The 16,589-nt window shown below is 56.9% G+C and carries 8 protein-coding genes; 6 read left to right on the forward strand and 2 right to left on the reverse strand.

Features of this window, described 5'->3' with window-relative positions; genetic code table 11:
• Positions 1-42: 42 nt before the first annotated feature.
• The gene (locus NB063_RS15255) at positions 43-3,819 is read right to left on the reverse strand and encodes an AsmA family protein (protein WP_250929593.1); all 3,777 of its coding nucleotides are present in this window, start codon (positions 3,817-3,819) and stop codon (positions 43-45) included.
• Between the two features lie 729 nt (positions 3,820-4,548).
• Between NB063_RS15255 and NB063_RS15260 the strand changes: the two genes are divergently transcribed.
• The 4 genes from NB063_RS15260 to NB063_RS15275 all read left to right on the forward strand — a co-directional run bounded on the left by NB063_RS15260 (position 4,549) and on the right by NB063_RS15275 (position 11,795).
• Entirely contained in the window at positions 4,549-5,559 is a 1,011-nt protein-coding gene (locus tag NB063_RS15260) for an ABC transporter substrate-binding protein (protein ID WP_250929594.1), read from the forward strand.
• Between the two features lie 567 nt (positions 5,560-6,126).
• The gene (locus NB063_RS15265) at positions 6,127-7,272 is read left to right on the forward strand and encodes a methyltransferase domain-containing protein (RefSeq protein WP_250929595.1); all 1,146 of its coding nucleotides are present in this window, start codon (positions 6,127-6,129) and stop codon (positions 7,270-7,272) included.
• Between the two features lie 326 nt (positions 7,273-7,598).
• The gene (locus NB063_RS15270; protein ID WP_250929596.1) at positions 7,599-9,344 is read left to right on the forward strand and encodes a caspase family protein; all 1,746 of its coding nucleotides are present in this window, start codon (positions 7,599-7,601) and stop codon (positions 9,342-9,344) included.
• A gap of 189 nt (positions 9,345-9,533) precedes the next feature.
• A complete protein-coding gene (locus NB063_RS15275) occupies positions 9,534-11,795 on the forward strand; it encodes a serine/threonine-protein kinase (RefSeq protein WP_250929597.1) in 2,262 nt (753 codons plus the stop codon).
• Positions 11,796-11,830: 35 nt separating this feature from the next.
• Here NB063_RS15275 and NB063_RS15280 read toward each other — a convergent pair whose 3' ends face one another.
• Positions 11,831-13,102, reverse strand: a complete 1,272-nt coding sequence (locus NB063_RS15280; RefSeq protein WP_250929598.1) for a CCA tRNA nucleotidyltransferase — start codon at positions 13,100-13,102, stop codon at positions 11,831-11,833.
• An 836-nt stretch (positions 13,103-13,938) separates the two neighbouring features.
• On the opposite strand from NB063_RS15280, the gene NB063_RS15285 reads away from it, so the two are divergent.
• The gene (locus NB063_RS15285) at positions 13,939-15,447 is read left to right on the forward strand and encodes a serine/threonine-protein kinase (protein ID WP_250929599.1); all 1,509 of its coding nucleotides are present in this window, start codon (positions 13,939-13,941) and stop codon (positions 15,445-15,447) included.
• A 313-nt stretch (positions 15,448-15,760) separates the two neighbouring features.
• The gene (proC, locus tag NB063_RS15290) at positions 15,761-16,582 is read left to right on the forward strand and encodes a pyrroline-5-carboxylate reductase (RefSeq protein WP_250929600.1); all 822 of its coding nucleotides are present in this window, start codon (positions 15,761-15,763) and stop codon (positions 16,580-16,582) included.
• Positions 16,583-16,589 lie beyond the last annotated feature (7 nt).

Genomic DNA, 16,589 nt, shown 5'->3' on the forward strand with positions numbered 1-16,589 from the left:
AGCAATCAGGCTCTTATGGCTATTCTACGATCTCGACGAGATCTAGTTCCCAAACAGTTTGTCAAATCTTAGCTTTTCGAGGCCCTTGTTGAGGCCCTGTTCGAGTTGTTGTTGGCCGCGGCCGAGTTGTTGTTGCAGAAAATTGCCAGCTGCGTCTTGGGCCGCTTGCTGGGCAGCTTGGACACCGAAGTCAGCGACGACCCGCCGAATCCCCGCCGAATCCAGGCTCGGCCGGCTGAGCGTTCCATCGATCGGGAGTGTCATCGTTTGACCGGCAAGGCCGCGCAGGTCGCTGCCGAGCCATTTGGCGTCGAGCGGAATTTGCGCGATCAGATCGAGCCGCCCGTCAAAGTCGACTTGCCCGCTTGTCACCACGCGGGCGCGGTCGATGTCGAACATCAGTGCCCGGTGGTTGACGACTCCTTGGGCGACTTGAAACTCGACCGATTGAGCCGGGAGCGTGATCAGGGTTCGGCCAGTGCGTGGAGGATTGGCGGCGGACCCGATTGCGGCGAGTGCCTGCAACTGACGAGCGCTCGCGATCACTTGGTCGGCAAGCGGACCGGCGTTCATTTGCACCCGCTCGATGTCGAGGCGGCCACGAATTTCACTGCGTCGCGGATTGTCGATCCAAACCACCGCCTGTTGCAAATCGGCGCTAAAGGTGCCTTCCACCCGGGCGGCATCGGCCGCGATCGGGGCCAGGTATTTCAGCCATTTGCCCGTCATGTCAGGCGTCAACGCGATTCCGCGAGCGATCGGTCCGGGGCGGACATCGATATACAGTTCCGGCCGATAATGGACGTCACCGGCCAGCAAAATTTCGCCGGTCGCGAGGTTGGTCGGTTCGTCGCTGAGTGGTGCGACTTGCGGACCAATCATGCGAGGTGTCAGGCGGCTCGGCCCGAGAACTGGGATGCGGCTCGGATTGATGGTGACGACGCTTTCGGTCATCCGAAACGGCACCTCGGCGGGGCCGAATAGCATTCCCGCCGTATCAACGGTCTCCCAGCCGAGGTTGCCTTTGATGGTGAACGCGTATTCGGAGGAATTGTTTTGGGCGTAGAGAATCTCCAGCGGTGTCTGATGGAGACCTTCGGCAACGATGGTGGTTCCCGAGAGCTTGGTCAAACGCCGAGCGACCTCATCCATTTTAAAACGAGCCGGACCCCGCAACTGCAGATCGACGGCATCGTTGTTCCAGGACGCCGTTCCAGCGAGAGTGGTGCCGCACCAATCGGTCGAGATCTGGACCGAGTCGGTTTTGACTGCCATCGTGGGCAGGTTCACGTCAAAACTGCCTTCGATTTGAATTGCCGGTTCGGACCAAACGACGGTTGAGTTTGCGGGCGTGCCATTGGCGAGCGGTTCGCTCAGCATGACGTCTCGGCCGCTGATTTTGGTATCGATGTGAAACAGCGCGGTGTCCCCGACGACGATCGTATTGCCTTCTAGTTTCCCGGCGACATTCCACTGCGTGGCGGCTGCCGGTGATTGGTTGCGGCTAAACGCGACGGAGCGAGTCTGGGATCCTTGGCCGGCGGATCCGCGGTTGATGGAAGACGTGCGGGTGCGATTTTGTGGATCGGACGCGACGCGTTTGTTGGAGCTTGTTTGCAATCGATCGAGATCCGCCAACCATGCGATCTCGAGGTCCGTTCTGTTGTTGATCCACTCGCCTTGAATTGCGGCGGAAACCGCATCTCCCGTGACGGTCATCGTCCGAATCATGATTTCTTGGCGAGGCCAGAACGCATTGCCGTCAAAGTGCAGCTTGACGAGTTCTTGTTCGAGTTCGTTGCCGCTGATGGGAAGACGCAGTGAACGGAGTTGTCCATCGAGTGCCTGCATCAAAACTTCTCCGGCGCCGTTCACGCTCGCGCGTGCGGTGAACTCAAAACCTCCCCGGCAGTCGCTGAGTGTTTCGGGCATCCAGGGATCCAGCATCTCCGTGATGGATTCGATTCGTCCTTGTCCCTTCAAACGCACGGGGATCATCAAGTTTTGATTCAGTCCTCGGACCGTTTGCACGAGGTCGACGTCGGTTTGCATGCCGTCGCCTTGGATCCGCAGAGATCCGCGTGAAAGCTCATCGAGTGACCAGCCGTTGCCCGTCGTTGACCATCTTCCTTCCACGTCGAGCGTTGAGATTAATTGCTGTTGTTGGAGTCGTTGGTCCGGTGCGAGTTCGATCGCGAGGTTATCGATTCGGCTGTTGCCTTGCAGTCGCCACAATCCGTTAGCTTCCGCATCCCAGCGGACATTGGCTCTGACGTCACCTTGGAGGTCTTGGTTATCGAGTTCAAAAATCGGCTGCAGCATTCTCGCGAGTTTGCCAAAGTTGACGTCGACTTCCGCGGATCCCGATGCGATATCGCCGTGGCCTTTGATTTGAGCGAACGGACTGTTCATTTCAAACTGTTCAGCGGATAGTTGCGTCGCATCGCTGGCGACAATCGCGGTTGCGTCCATGGGGGCGATCTGGACCGGTTTGCCATCGGCGGTCGCTTCGATCGTGTCACTGTGAATGACCAGTCGTCGCCGGCGTTGTCCCGGACGCGAGTTGCGAGAACCGAGTGTTGGGAGCGGTTCGATGGTGGCACGCACGATTCCCCGGTGCAACGTGGCGCTGCGCCGCATCGGCAGCACGCTCGGCATGGCGGCGTGGAGACGTGGCAAGTCGATCAATATGTCCAACGTCGCGTCAACTCGATCCAACCACGCGAGCGGGTTGGAGTTGGAACCGGACAAAGAAAGCGAGTCGGAAAATTCACCGTTCATCGCAACCGTGGCGAAGTCCGTCTTGGCTGACACTTGGCGAGCCACGATGCGGCCGGGTTGCCACATCCAATCGCCATCAAGTTGGGTGAGTTCGTTGCTCCACAATCGTTGATTCGTTTTCGGGTCGAACGCCGCCAGGCCACGCACCTCGATCTTGCGAAGTGAGATGCTCGGATTGCCCGTGACCGGTAGGTCGAGCAGGGTGCTTCCCGAAACGTCGCCGGTGATTTCAGCGGGCACTTGGCTCTCGGGGAACCGACGGGCGACCAAGGTCAAGACGGACAGCGGTAGTGAATCGGCGTCCATCTGCAATTTGACTGGTGTGGTCGCTCCGGTGAGCAGTCCCACCGTGACCTCGCCCTGCAGCGAGCCTTCTCCGCCGCCCGGTTGGCCGAGCACGCCCTGCCATTTCGAACGCAGTTCCGTGGCGTCGAGGATGACCGACGCGTTTGATTGTTTAAGTGACCATGTTGCTTGGGTGACCGCATCGGTAACATCGACCTGCAGGCCTTGAATCTGTACGGATCCTTCCGCCGTCACCTCGGAGGGCGAGTCCGCGGGGGCCAGCAACAGGGCAAGGTCTTTTTCGATCGAACTGGTCGAGGAGTCGACCGAACATGCGATTTGGACATCGCGTAAAACGAGTTCGCCAAAACGTCCGCGTTTGAGTTCGCTGGAAAAGAGCTGTGGCAATGTGAGCGATGTTTGCACTTCGCCGATGTTAATCGTTGATCCGGCGTGGTCACCGACGAGGCGAAGCCCGGTCAAACGAATTGGGGTCACCCATCCGATTTGGATACTCTCCGAATCGACCTGCCATCCATATGGGCTAAGCGACTGAGACAGCAGGGATCGCCCGATCGGCGAGTGACTCACGAGGCTCGGCGCCGCAGCAACCGCCAATGCGATGAAGACAAACGTCATCGCCCCGATCATCCGCCGACGTCGCGATCGATCGGCGCGACGATGCAGGGTGCGTTCGGTTTGCGTACGTTCGCGAACCTGAAGATCGTAACTGTTGACCGTTTTGCGTCGCATCCGTACGTCTCGCTCAATGGGATGGATCGAATCGGCGCCGAAGGATGACAGAAAAGGGGCGCGCGTGGATTCGCTTATAGCTGCAATGCACGAGCTGGCGCAAGAGAGGTTTCTGTCGGCGCATAAAAAAAGCTCCCGGAAAGTACGAGGTCCTAGGGGGGCGGAGGACAACGCGCTTCTGTTCCGGGAGCCGGTGGTCGGTTTCGATTTTTGAGTTTGCGATCGATCGGAGTCTACGTCTCGAAGACGTCTTCAATCTTCGCTGTTTTGCGTTTTGATTTCAAGTCGAATCGGGAAGCAAAAAAATGGTTCGAGGGAGTGCTTCGCATCCATGCTAGCACTTCTCGAACGATCCGAACATAGAGCAACTTGACGATCGTTGCGGAGTCATCCGTGACTCCGATTCAACCGCAATCTTCGCAGTCAAGAAGACGTAAAACGTTTTCCAACCAGTGCAAAGAGCGTCACATCCATGAACATCTTTCGCCGGTTCAGGTTGCCAAGACAACCCGTTCACGACGATGCGGGGAACTTAGCCGGGGTGGCTTTCTTGGGTCAAGCCAAGTTTCGAAAAGTTTTGAAAGCTGGTTTGCAGGTTCGTAGCTTGCGCCGCTGCAATCCCCTGAAAATACGAGTAAACTGGCCGTTAGAAAAAATCAAAATGAATGTCGTTCACATTCAACTTCGTTCCTCTGCGTTGTTCCTCTTCCCGTCGGAATTCTTAGTCATATGCGCGTCAGCTCACTCGTCACGGTCACACTCGGATTTGTTTTGTGTTGCGTCGTCGGATGTCATCCGCCCAAAGAAGAAAGTGGACAACCGAAAGCGGGGACTCCGGCAACGGGCGACCTGTTGCACATCGCGGTGATTCCCAAAGGTGAGAACCACATTTTCTGGCAATCGGTACGAGTGGGAGCGGAGCAAGCCGGGAAAGAAGTCGGTGCGCGGATCACGTTCAAAGGGCCGACAAAGGAAAGCGACCGCAGCGAACAAATCGACGTCTTCCAAGGCTTCCTCAACGCCCAGGTCGACGGAATTTGTCTCTCGCCACTCGACGCCGACGCATTGGTTCGCCCGGTTGAAGAAGCAAAACGCGCCGGTGTGCCGGTGGTGATCTTCGACAGCGGGCTCAACGCCGATCCCGAAGACTATGTCGCGTTTGTTGCAACGGACAATTTTCGTGGCGGACAGCTCGCCGCCGATGCGATGGCTCAGAGTTTGGGAGACGAAGGCGGGAATGTGATCTGTTTGCGTTACCACCAAGGCAGCGACAGCACACATCGACGGGAAGAAGGATTCCTCGACGGGATCGCCAAGTATCCCAATATCGAGGTGATCAGCAGCGATCAGTATTCTGGTACGACCACCGAGTCGGCGGTCAACAAGGCACAGGCGTTATTCAACCGGTTTGGCGACGACGTTGATGGTGTTTTCACCGCGTGCGAACCCAACGCGGAAGGGGTTCTGCGAGCGATCCGAGACCGAGGATTGGCCGGAAAAGTCAAATTGGTCGCGTTTGACAGCAGCGATTCACTTCGCGAGGCCATGTCGACGGGGCATGTTGCGGCAATTATTTTGCAAGATCCGGTGCGGATCGGATATCTCGCCGTCAAAACAGTGGTGTCAGCGATCCGGGGCGAGCCCGTCGAGAAAATGGTAGATACCGGAATTTTTGTCGCGACCCGAGAAAATCAAGAGGATGAAACCATCGCCCGGTTGCTCAATCCCCCGCAATCTTGAGCCTTGTGAAGCATCTGAATTTCACAAATCCCCGAAGAATTGTCGATTGTTAATGAACTGTTAATTTGCGTTGAACTAAAAGGAACCCTTCATTTTTAGCGATTCCCTTGCTCCAGGCATCGTGTTAAATATCCGTTCACTATCTAGTGGTTTGCCTCCGCGACCTTCATCACATCAGTTCATTTGACGCTGCTCAGTGGTGAAACATGTTGGTTTGGAGGGAATCGGCATTTTGGGTCGTTTCTGTTGTTTGCAGGGGTATCGCCCTTGTCACACCTGACTTCATGCGATTCAATCACGCGAAATATTTGAGTAATCAGGTGAGCTTATGCGTTGCATGCCCCGCAGCGTTGTTCACCTGATCGGCGGTCCTGTGGGGGTTATCTTGTGCCCCTTGTGTAACTTCCACAGGCCGCCACTTTTTTTGCCTCGCACATTCATGCATCTGCATGAATAAACTTCTTCAGCGAGCTGGCCGATCTCGCTTAGCATGCTGGCAGTTCACGCGTGCCCCGCATATCTTTTCGCGGTATTGCTTGTTACCACGAACATGATGGCGTAGTAAAAATGTCGAGTCTGGATACCGAAAAGGCTGTCCGCCAACGCTATTCCGGGGCCGCACTGGCGCGAGAATCCGCCCTGTGTTGTCCGGTCGACTATGACGCCAAGTACCTCGACGTAATCCCTCAAGAGGTGATTGATCGAGATTACGGCTGTGGTGACCCGTCCCAACACGTTCGTCCCGGCGAGACCGTTTTGGATTTGGGCAGCGGCGGGGGCAAAATTTGCTTTATCGCGTCGCAGGTCACCGGACCTCACGGCCGCGTGATTGGCGTCGACATGAACGATGAGATGTTGGCTCTGGCGCGTCGATCGCAAGTCCAGGTCGCGATGGCGATCGGGTATGACAACATCACGTTCTACAAAGGCAAAATTCAGGATCTCGCCGTCGACCGGGATGCCGTCGATCGCTTTCTCTCGGGAAATCCCGTAGTAGACGAAGCGAGCCTACGCACGCTGGAGTCGTTTCTTGCGGAGATACGCGCCGAGCAGCCCATGATTGCGGATGAGTCGATCGACATCGTGGTCAGCAATTGCGTTTTGAACCTTGTCGATCCCGACGAGAAAGAACTCTTGTTCGACGAAATTTTTCGCGTGTTGCGGCCCGGCGGGCGGGCCGTGATCAGCGACATCGTTTGCGATGTGGAGGTGCCCGAAGAGATGCAGGCGGATCCAGAGTTGTGGAGTGGTTGCATCTCAGGGGCGTTCGAGCAGTCCGCGTTCGTTGAAGCGTTTGAGCAAGCCGGCTTCGTCGACATCCGTATCGATAGCCTTCAGCAGCAGCCTTGGCAGATCGTCGAGGGGATCGCGTTCCGTTCAGCGACCGTAGTCGCCTATCGACCCCATTTGATCAGCGAAGGAGACGGGGTTATCGAGCAAACGGAGGAATATTTGCAGACGCGTGGCTCGTCGCGACGAGTTTACCGCGGTCCGTTCAAATATGTTGTCGACGACGAAGGGCGGATGTACACGCGTGGGGAAACCTGTCAGGACGCACTGGCTCAGGCGGCGGAACGCGAGTCGATCGCCGAGCATTTCGCGGTATTTGATGACGTCAGCCAGGGCGGTTCGGCGGTGAACGCCGGGGGGAAACCGCTGAGCCTGCCGACGGCCGATGGCGGAGGTTGTTGTTCGAGTGGCGATTGCTGCTAACGCTTTGTCCAACCTCAACTTGGGGTAGGCTCGAACCGGAGGACTCGTGGCCTGCCGCGAAACAGCCTACCGGTCCCGCCCCAAAGGTTCATGCCGGCAAAGCTCTCTTTTTCGTGACCAAGACAGCGCACAGCCTCACTTTTTGTGTCTGGTTTCCCTGCTGGTTTCCCATTTAGCGGGCAGGCGGGAGGCGAACCCAACGCGTGACGGTTTAAGTTGATCCTGCCCCGCCAAAGCTTTAGGATGAAACTGGCTTGCAGAGGGGGGGGTTGTTGTTTGCCTCGTTCTAGTGGCTGCAAGCGACTCCTCTTTCGAAGGGCAAAGTGATGAAATTCGGCGAAAACGTTACTCAAAGGTTTCAGGAGCTAACTTTGGGTTGTTTAGTCGTTGTTGTGATTGGGACGTCGACGTCAGTCGTCGTTGCCAAAAGTCCGTTCCACGCGTTGTTGATCGGAAACAACGCCTATGAAGCAGGAAAACTGAAGAACCCGATCAACGACGTCGAATTGTTGGGCACGGCTCTGCGAGATCTCGGATTTGAAGTCACCATCAAAACAGATCTCGGACATCGCGAAATGGACGATGCTCTGTTCGACTTTACGCAACAGGTTCCCAAAGGCGGACTGGCGTTCTTTTACTTTGCAGGCCATGGCATTGGGTTGCAGGACGATCACTTTTTGATCCCAGTCGATGCACGGCTGCGCGACTCCGCGGCATTGAAATACCAAGCCGTCTCGCAGGATTTTGTACTCGATGCCCTCAACAATTCGGGCGCGAATACAAAAGTCTTGATGATGGATTGTTGCCGCAATAACCCTTTTGAAAGAAGTTGGCACGCGACGCAGCGGAACGCTTCGTCTGACTGGTCGCCCCGCACCGAGGCTCCCGATGGAACTTTGATCGCGTACGCGACGGCCGAAAATCAACCGGCTCTTGATGGCGTGGGTGACAACTCGCCTTTTGCGTTCAATCTATCCGAAAAGCTTCGCGAACGTCCCTCATCGGGTCTGTATTTGCTCGATGCCATTCGGAGTGCCAGTGAAGCTGTCAAGCTGCAGACCGGCCAACGAGCGTGGGTGCACTTCGATTCTTCCATGCCAAGAGTTTGTTTGACAACAAGCCCGTACGCCGAGACGCAGGTCGTCGCTGTCACGACTCAAACGGCCGAGCGGCCGACAGATTTAAAACATGGATTGCCGACACTCAAGCCAAACAGGAAGAAGGCGGGTGTGGAGTCATCGTTGATTTCGCAAGCCCGGATGTATCTCAAGCAAGGGGACTATGACCTTGCGATTGAAGCCTACACGATGGTTGTGTTTGATCCCGAGGTGTCCAAATCGGATCGGACGGCGGCGCTGAGAGATCGAAGTTCTGCTTACATTCGACGCGGCATCGGGAACGACTTGGAGCGGGCTTTGATTGACGCTCAGGCGATTGGTCAACCGGGAATCCAATTGCCGCATCTTGCCGAGTCATCACGGATGCGAATTGAGTCGCAGCAAACGGGCACCATCTACCGTCATGAAATAGCGAGCATTACTTCGGCGTCGGGTGACTTGTTCTACGTGCAGTCTGTCTACGGCGCCCCGGATAAATATGGTTGGGTTGAGAAAACGGCATTCCGCCGCGATCAGTCGACCCAGGTGATTTCGGTGCCCAAGGCGACCCAAGAGCCGCGGGTGAATTCGCAGAATGGGAAAGTCGCGAGTCCGGTGGAGAGTTCGGTTGTGGCGGCCCCGATAGCCCAGCCCGCCAGCGTTTCGAACTTTGCCAGCATTTCGAATTCAGAAAGTGTCCAGCTGACGAGTCCGATTTCGAGCACGCCGAGTCGGTTTGTTCAACCGATGCCAGTCACACCGTCCTACACGTCGACCAACTTCCGCACCCCCTCTGTACTGAATCCTTACCAAAGTCAGTCGAATCGGAATTCGCAATCGGCGTCGTCCAGTATGCAACCCCGTTATCAATTACGGAATTCCAGTGGAGGGTTCGCACCTCGGTCCGGCAGTGGTGGTCGCTCGGGCGGCGGTCTGGGGGGCGGGTGTCCGCATTGCAAGCTGGGACGACGTTAGCGGTGGTCCGGAGCGGTGCCGGGTGAATTGCGGCGATACCGCCTCCAGCTGCACATTTACCCCCGGCTTTGTATTATTCTAGCGAGTGGTTGGCGTGCGAGGTTTGCTTGCCTCCATGCCGATGAGAGTCATTCGGAACCAGGCCACTGGTTTGCCCGATGACGATCAATTCTTCTAACCCGCTCGGCTATGACCAAAAAAAACAACTCCTACGATTTCTTGGAGCCCTCTGAGCACGAAGGTGACTTGGGCATGCTCGGATCGTATCGGATCTTGGGTGAGATGGGTCGTGGCGGGATGGGGTACGTGTTCCGCGCTGAGGACACCGTTCTTGAGAGACCGGTTGCTCTGAAGGTGATGAACAAAAAGATCGCGTCGACGCCCAACAGTCGTGATCGGTTTTTGCAGGAAGCCCGCGCGATGGCGGCGGTGCATCACGACAACGTGGTCGTGATCTTCGAAGTCGGCACGCACAAAGGCACGCCGTTCATGGCGATGGAGTTGTTGCGTGGCGAAACGCTCGAGGCGGTCAACGCTAGAAAGGAAACACGAGATTACGAAAAGGTTATCGATTATGCCCGGCAGATTTGCCGAGGCCTTGCCGCTGCTCACGCGAAAGGGATCGTTCATCGTGACATCAAACCGGCCAACATCTGGGTGGAAGAAGGCAGCGGTCGGATCAAGATTCTCGACTTCGGTTTGGCTCTCGCATCCTCACCCACCAGTGACACTACGGGCGTCGGTTCGGTGTGTGGGACGCCGGGCTATCTGACGCCCGAGCAGGCCCGCAGTGATCCGTTAGATGACCGCAGCGACTTGTATAGCTTGGGCGTTGTTTTGTACGAAATGTGCACAGGGAAACTGCCCACGGCCCAGCCGGCGATTGCCGAGCAGTTGGTTGCCCTGTTGACGCGATCCCCCACCCCGCTGCGCGAACTCAACCCCGATATCCCGCAACCACTCGCCGATTTGATCCATAAGTTGCTCTCAAAGGAGCCGGCGGATCGGCCTGCCAGTGCGCTCGAGTTGGAGAAGCAGCTCAAAAAGGCAGCACAGGAGTGCGAGGCGAAATCGGAAGTTGCCCTTTCGCTCGGTAAGCTGCAAGAGAGCTTGAAGGAGGTCGTCAGCAAGCAAGAGGAAGTCAAGCCTGAGACGGTGGAAGTTGTTGAAATACCCGAGTTTGAATCGTTGGCGTTGCCCGCGCCCGCACCGCTGCCTCCGTCAAGTAATCTCCCCAAACCTGCTGGCGCGGGTGGGCATCTCCGGCCTGGGCATCCGGCGAGACGTCCCAGCCCGGCTCCGGTGCAGAAGCAGGTTAGCCCGATCGTTTGGATGGGAGCGGGCGTGCTGGCAACGTTGTTTCTCGTTCTCGGTATCGTGTGGATGATCATTCCGCGGCAAGGCGAAACCTACGTCGTGACGGCACCGGAAGGTGGCACCCCCACCAACGCGAATCAACCAACAACTTCTCCGCCCGTTACGCCGCGCACGACTGCAACACACAATACGAGTGCCGGTACACGGGGGCCGACGAAGACGGGACAGCCCAAAGGAAAATCGCCTGGGGGCGATAAGCCCAAATCGCCAAGCGGGGCTCAGGCGAATCAAGATCGCAATCCGTCGGGTAATGCCCAAGCCAACGCAAACAACACTCCCACAATCGATGCTAGTTCGAACACGCCTGAGGATCCGACGCGGTCGACGGAGAATTCCATGGCATCAGTGGAAAACAATCCGGCTGAAGTTGACTCGACCGCGCCCGCCGAGAACGTGAATGCAGATCCACCGGTGATGGATGATGTGCCCGCGAGTGCCGACGAAACGATATCCCCTGAAGTCGATGCACCTCCAGTGGTCAGCGTCGTCAAGCACATTTCAAATACGATCGGAATGGGGGCAGACACCACAACACATAAAGGTGATTCGAAAGGGGATAATCAAGGAACAAAAGACTTGTTGATCGTGCAAACGAGAAACGACCAGGACCTAAAACACATTTATGTGCGGTTTGATCTCCGCTCGCCCGAGTTCAAGCGTGACGACGTCCAACGCGTCACGTTGAGTCTGGCGTTCCTGATTGGTCAGAAGATCAACAATACCAACTTGAAGATCTATGGATGGGGTGACCCGGATGCTGGGGCATGGAAAGAAGACGAAAAAGAGCGCTCGCCATTGCTATGGAAAAATTCCCCGTCGCAAAGCGACGTCGCATCGTTGCCTTTGCTGGCGACGTGGTCGAGTGACGCCGTGGATGCCGAGGAGCTAAGACGCAAGCAAGAGTTTGTTGATTTCTCCAGCGACGAACTCATGCAGTTCGTTTTGGATGCGTGGGGAAGATCCGCGAGTTTTGTGATCGCTGGCGGAAACGAACGAGGAATTCCGATTCGTTTTTTGAGCAAAGAACGTGATGCCGAGTTGGCACCTGCGTTGCGGTTCGACGTTGCCGAGTGAACGCGATTTGCCGTGGGGGGAATGCTTGCGGTGCTTCAAGTTTGACGTCGTACCCAAGACATCGCTTCGTCTTGAGTGTGCAGTTCATCGTCGAGTTGCATGCGGCGGATTTGGGTCAACCAATCGCGGAAGTGCGGACCAGGTGTCATGCCTTCCGCGATCAAATCGTCGCCGGTTAACAAAGGGTGGGGATCGAGTGACGACGGATCACGTTGTCGTTCCATGATCGCCCGTCGAACGCCCGAGTCGTCTTCCGCCAGTGCCCCGGCGACGGGAAGGACAACGTCGATGTCACGGTCGATGAGGATGGGTTGCAGACTCGACCATGCCGCGTCCCGACAATCGATGATTTGCGGTGTCAGCCGGATCGCGGCGGTGATCGCACGCTGCTCAGCCGTCGACAGTTTCCAACGCTTCGTTAATCCCTTTAAGTTTTGAAGAGCGTCTTTGGAGCAACGGTGGAGGGTCAATAGTGTCGTCGCCATGCCTGTTTCAAACGACGGATTGGTGAGGCGCTTGAAACGGGTTCGAAGCTCAGGCCACGCGATCTTTTCGAGCTGCGGCCAAACATGGCTGTGGAGCCCCGTTTCCACGAGCAGTCGTAGCCCCCGGACCGCGTTGGGGTGAGTGATCACGCGTCGCATTTCGGCGCCGATCCGCTCACCACTTACCAACGAGATGCTGTCGGCGTGCGCGACAATCGCTGACATAGTGGATGCTTCGACCGACAAACCCAGCGTGGTCACAAAACGGACGGCACGGAGCATCCGCAGCTTGTCTTCGTCGAACCGCCGATGTGCGTTGCCGATCGTGCGCAGGTGCATTGATTTCAGGTCGGTAATACCGTCGACATAGTCCAGTATCTCTTTGGCTGCGGGATCGTAGAAGAGACCATTGATCGTGAAGTCGCGGCGGGCGGCATCGGCTTCCGCGGTGCCGTAGGTCACGTGGTCGGGGCGACGTCCGTCGCTGTAATTGCCATCGGCGCGAAACGTGGCGACCTCGGTTGGAGCACCACCGGTATCGTGGTTATCGCCGCTGCGGGTGTCGCGTTTGGGCGGGAGCACGCCGATCACGCCAAAGGAGGCTCCGAACGCGACCGTTTGGCGGCGACCAAAAACCTGTTGAACCGAGTCGGGTGTAGCGTCCGTGGCGACATCAAAGTCTTTCGGCGTACGGCCGAGCAAGGCGTCACGCACGCAACCACCTGCTAAAACGGCGATGAAACCGGCATGACGCAGTCGGTCGATGATTCGGATGGCTTCACGCCCGGCGGGCGTCTCGAGGGCGATGTCCGGAAATTGCATGACGGTGATGCTAGCACGGGTGAGTCGGGGTTCGCGAGGGGCAGTTTGGTGTTAAGTCCTGTACACCACCGCATCCCCGTACCTCGACGAACGGCGTCCCTGGTCAAACGTGCAGTGGCAGGGCGCCAAAGTGTCACCTTTGGAGGGGGGGAAAACCAGATCAATCCGGGAGGTCATCGTATTTCAGCCTCCAACGGCTTGGACTCGCCCGAAACTGAGTCAACCAACACAAGAAGGTTTGCCAATGACCTGTCTCTCTGAGACGGTCGATTGGACACAATCTGTCCAGAAGTATCGCCCCAGCCCACCGGGTGAGTAAAATGGGAGCCTCAGACTATGCTGGTGACGTAGACCAGAGTAAGGGGCCTGTTCTCGGAATGAAAAAGGTCAAAAATCACTACTGCTTTATCAGCACTGAAAATGGGGTGAGACCGGACGGCTTGCGCGGTTTCGCTAAGTCTTTTAGCGGCAGGACGCGAGGCCTTCGGTTCAGGCAAGACCCCAAGCTCAGGTTTGACGAAGCACTACTCATTCGATCTTTCGGACCACACGAGGACACTGAGATTCGACGTAGGGACTCAGTAAAGGGGGCACTTGAATCGAAAGTCCCGATCAGACCGGTTAGTCCGGCTGAGTCGCTCGACCTGTTCGTGGGGGGGGTGGTGAAGGAGCGTGCTCGGAACGACGATTTGCACCGTATCGGAATGCGTATTGTGACGAACACTTTCGAAGTTGCCCGGAATTCGGGGATCGGAACTCCGTTTTGCGGGAAAACGCGTTCAAAATCCCGTGTTACCTCGATTGATGCCGCAAACAGATCACTTTAAAACGACACTATGAGCTCCCCTCTTACCACAGACGAATTCATCAATCGCGTTGTCTCTGTAGGCGTGGCAGAACGCCTCGAGGTCAACCGCGCCATTGGGGAACTCGGCGTCGGGGAAGTGCCCCTGGTCGACGTGATCGATCAGCTCCAGCGGCGTGGACTGATCACGACGTTGCAAACCGAGAAAGTGTTGCGGGGCGACCGGACCGGATACTTTTACGGCGATTACAAGGTGCTGTATTTGATCGGTGCCGGTACGTTCGCTCGTGTGTATCGGGCCGAGAAAGGCGGTCAAGTTTTTGCGGTCAAGGTACTGCGCAAACGTTTCCGCGATGAACCCAAAGAGCTCGAACAGTTCTTGCGTGAAGGCAAGATGGGTTTGAAGCTCAAGCACCCGAACATCGTCCGGATTTTCGACGTGATTGCGGATCGACACAATCCGTTCTTGGTGATGGAGTTCATTGAGGGGCAAACGCTTCGAGAACTCGTGAAGATTCGTGGCAAGTTGCCCGTCGAATTGTCATTGAAGCTGATTTATGAGATTGCGCAGGGTTTGGCGTTTGCCGCTGACCTCGGAATTTCTCACCGAGACTTGAAGTTGTCGAACGTGTTGATCAGTTCCGACGGCATCGCGAAGTTGGTGGACTTCGGGTTGGCTGCACTCGCCGATCGTGGCAATCCGGAGGCGGTGGCCGACTGCCCGAACGCCCGCGCCATCGATTACGCGGCTCTCGAGCGAGGTACCAATGTTCGCAAGGACGATCCACGCAGTGACGTGTTCTTTGCCGGGAACATGCTTTACCACATGCTCGCCGGAACTCCTGCCCTGACGGAAACTCGCGACCGAATGGCGCGGCTGAACATCTCGCGTTTTCAAGACATTCGCCCGATTCAAGACTACGTTCCTGATATTCCAGGCCTCGTTAACCAACTCTTGCTCAACGCGATGGAGTTCAACCCTGACCGGCGGATTCAGTCGTGCAAGGCTCTCGTGTCTGCGGTCAAAGGTGTGATCGAGGACATGAAGCGGGGGGGACAGGACCGTGTTGACCACCCGAGCATGAAGGTCAATGCAGAAGATGTCGGCGACGACCGTATCATCACGAATGAAGGCGAAGGATACGTGGTGATGTATGTCGAATCGAAAGCCGATCTGCAAAATGCGATCCGCGAGCGGCTCAAGGCGCGTGGCTACCGGGTGCTGATCATTTCTGATCCGCGTCGGGCGTTGGCCCGGTTTGACGACTCTGTCGACCAGCCCGCAGATTGCGTGATCTTTGGGGCGGCGGAGTTAGGCAATGATGCTTTGGATGCCTACAACGCATTTGCCGAGAACGCAGACACGCGAGACATCCCCGCGGTCATGTTGGTCGACCCACGGCAAAAGCACATTGTCGAAAAAGCGGTTCGTGGTTCCAATCGAACACTGCTGCCGTTACCTTTGAGCGTCAAGAATCTTCGCGTCGCATTGATCAAATTGCTCTCGGGTGTCAAACAACGCCCTGCCGGGACGTACTAGAGGCGGGAATCGATCGATTCGTTGTCTTCCAGAAATCGAGCATTGTGCCCCTATTGATATCGGCCCCGTCCTGTGGGAAGACGGTCGCGTGGTGCGATGGTTGTTGGTCGGCACAGCATTCGTCGAATATCGCTCGATCCTTGGGCCAAAGTGATCTCGCCCACCCGCTGTGTATTAGCGAACCGACGTTTCATCCCGATGGTGATTCGTTGGAAATGAATTCTTGGCGTCGACCTCCGCCGGAGCTTGTTCACGCTCCATTGGCCGATTCCGTGCTCCCACTACCCTGCCTACAAACTGATATTTTCCATCTATGAAACTTCCTCAAATGACCGTCGTTGGTGGTGGCCAAATGGCCCGAGCTCTCGTCGGCGGAATGATCGAAAAAGGTATCTTCGACGTCAGCAAGCTGACGATTGTGGATCCTTCATCTCCATCGCTGCAGTGGTGGGTCGAGAATCATCCCGGGTGTCGTGTGATGTCGGGTAGCACGGACGAGTCGGGGGAGAATGCTTTTGCCGCGTCCGAGATCGTGTTGCTGGCGGTGAAGCCGCACATTGTGGCGCCCGTGCTCGCCGATCCGAACGCCGACATGAGCGGAAAACTGGTGATTTCGATTGCCGCCGGGGTTCCACTGTCGAGCATCACGAAAGGGGCCGGGCATGCTCGCGCCGTCCGCGTCATGCCGAACACCCCGAGCCTGGTGGGAGAGGGCGCCGCGGCGTTTTGCACAGGCGAAAGTGTGACCGATGTGGACGTTGAATGCGTGGAACGGATGCTCGGCAGCGTCGGGTACGTGGCCCGGGTGAGTGAAAACCAGCTCGACGCGGTGACCGGGCTGAGCGGTTCGGGGCCGGCGTACGTTTATTTGATGATCGAAGCCCTCGCCGACGGCGGGGTCGCGGCGGGATTGCCACGGAAAACAGCGATGGATCTCGCCGTCCAGACCGTTCGAGGGGCCGCAACCATGGTTCGTGACACCGGTGATCACCCCGGGCTCCTCAAAGACAATGTGTGTAGTCCCGGGGGAACGACTATTGCCGCAATGCGTGTGCTGGAACAGAATGCGGTGAGGGGCGCGTTGATTGACGCGGTCACCACATCCGCAGCCCGCAGTCGCGAATTGGCCAAATAATCGATGA

It is taken from the genome of Aporhodopirellula aestuarii, from assembly GCF_023701485.1.
Taxonomy (GTDB): Bacteria; Planctomycetota; Planctomycetia; order Pirellulales; family Pirellulaceae; genus Rhodopirellula; species Rhodopirellula aestuarii.

What these genes read in the sequence shown, in the direction of transcription:
- NB063_RS15255 (WP_250929593.1), bottom strand. Translation starts at nt 3,819, where the DNA reads ATGCGACGCAAAACGGTCAACAGTTACGATCTTCAGGTTCGCGAACGT.
- NB063_RS15260 (WP_250929594.1), top strand. Translation starts at nt 4,549, where the DNA reads ATGCGCGTCAGCTCACTCGTCACGGTCACACTCGGATTTGTTTTGTGT.
- NB063_RS15265 (WP_250929595.1), top strand. Translation starts at nt 6,127, where the DNA reads ATGTCGAGTCTGGATACCGAAAAGGCTGTCCGCCAACGCTATTCCGGG.
- NB063_RS15270 (WP_250929596.1), top strand. Translation starts at nt 7,599, where the DNA reads ATGAAATTCGGCGAAAACGTTACTCAAAGGTTTCAGGAGCTAACTTTG.
- NB063_RS15275 (WP_250929597.1), top strand. Translation starts at nt 9,534, where the DNA reads ATGACCAAAAAAAACAACTCCTACGATTTCTTGGAGCCCTCTGAGCAC.
- NB063_RS15280 (WP_250929598.1), bottom strand. Translation starts at nt 13,102, where the DNA reads ATGCAATTTCCGGACATCGCCCTCGAGACGCCCGCCGGGCGTGAAGCC.
- NB063_RS15285 (WP_250929599.1), top strand. Translation starts at nt 13,939, where the DNA reads ATGAGCTCCCCTCTTACCACAGACGAATTCATCAATCGCGTTGTCTCT.
- proC (WP_250929600.1), top strand. Translation starts at nt 15,761, where the DNA reads ATGAAACTTCCTCAAATGACCGTCGTTGGTGGTGGCCAAATGGCCCGA.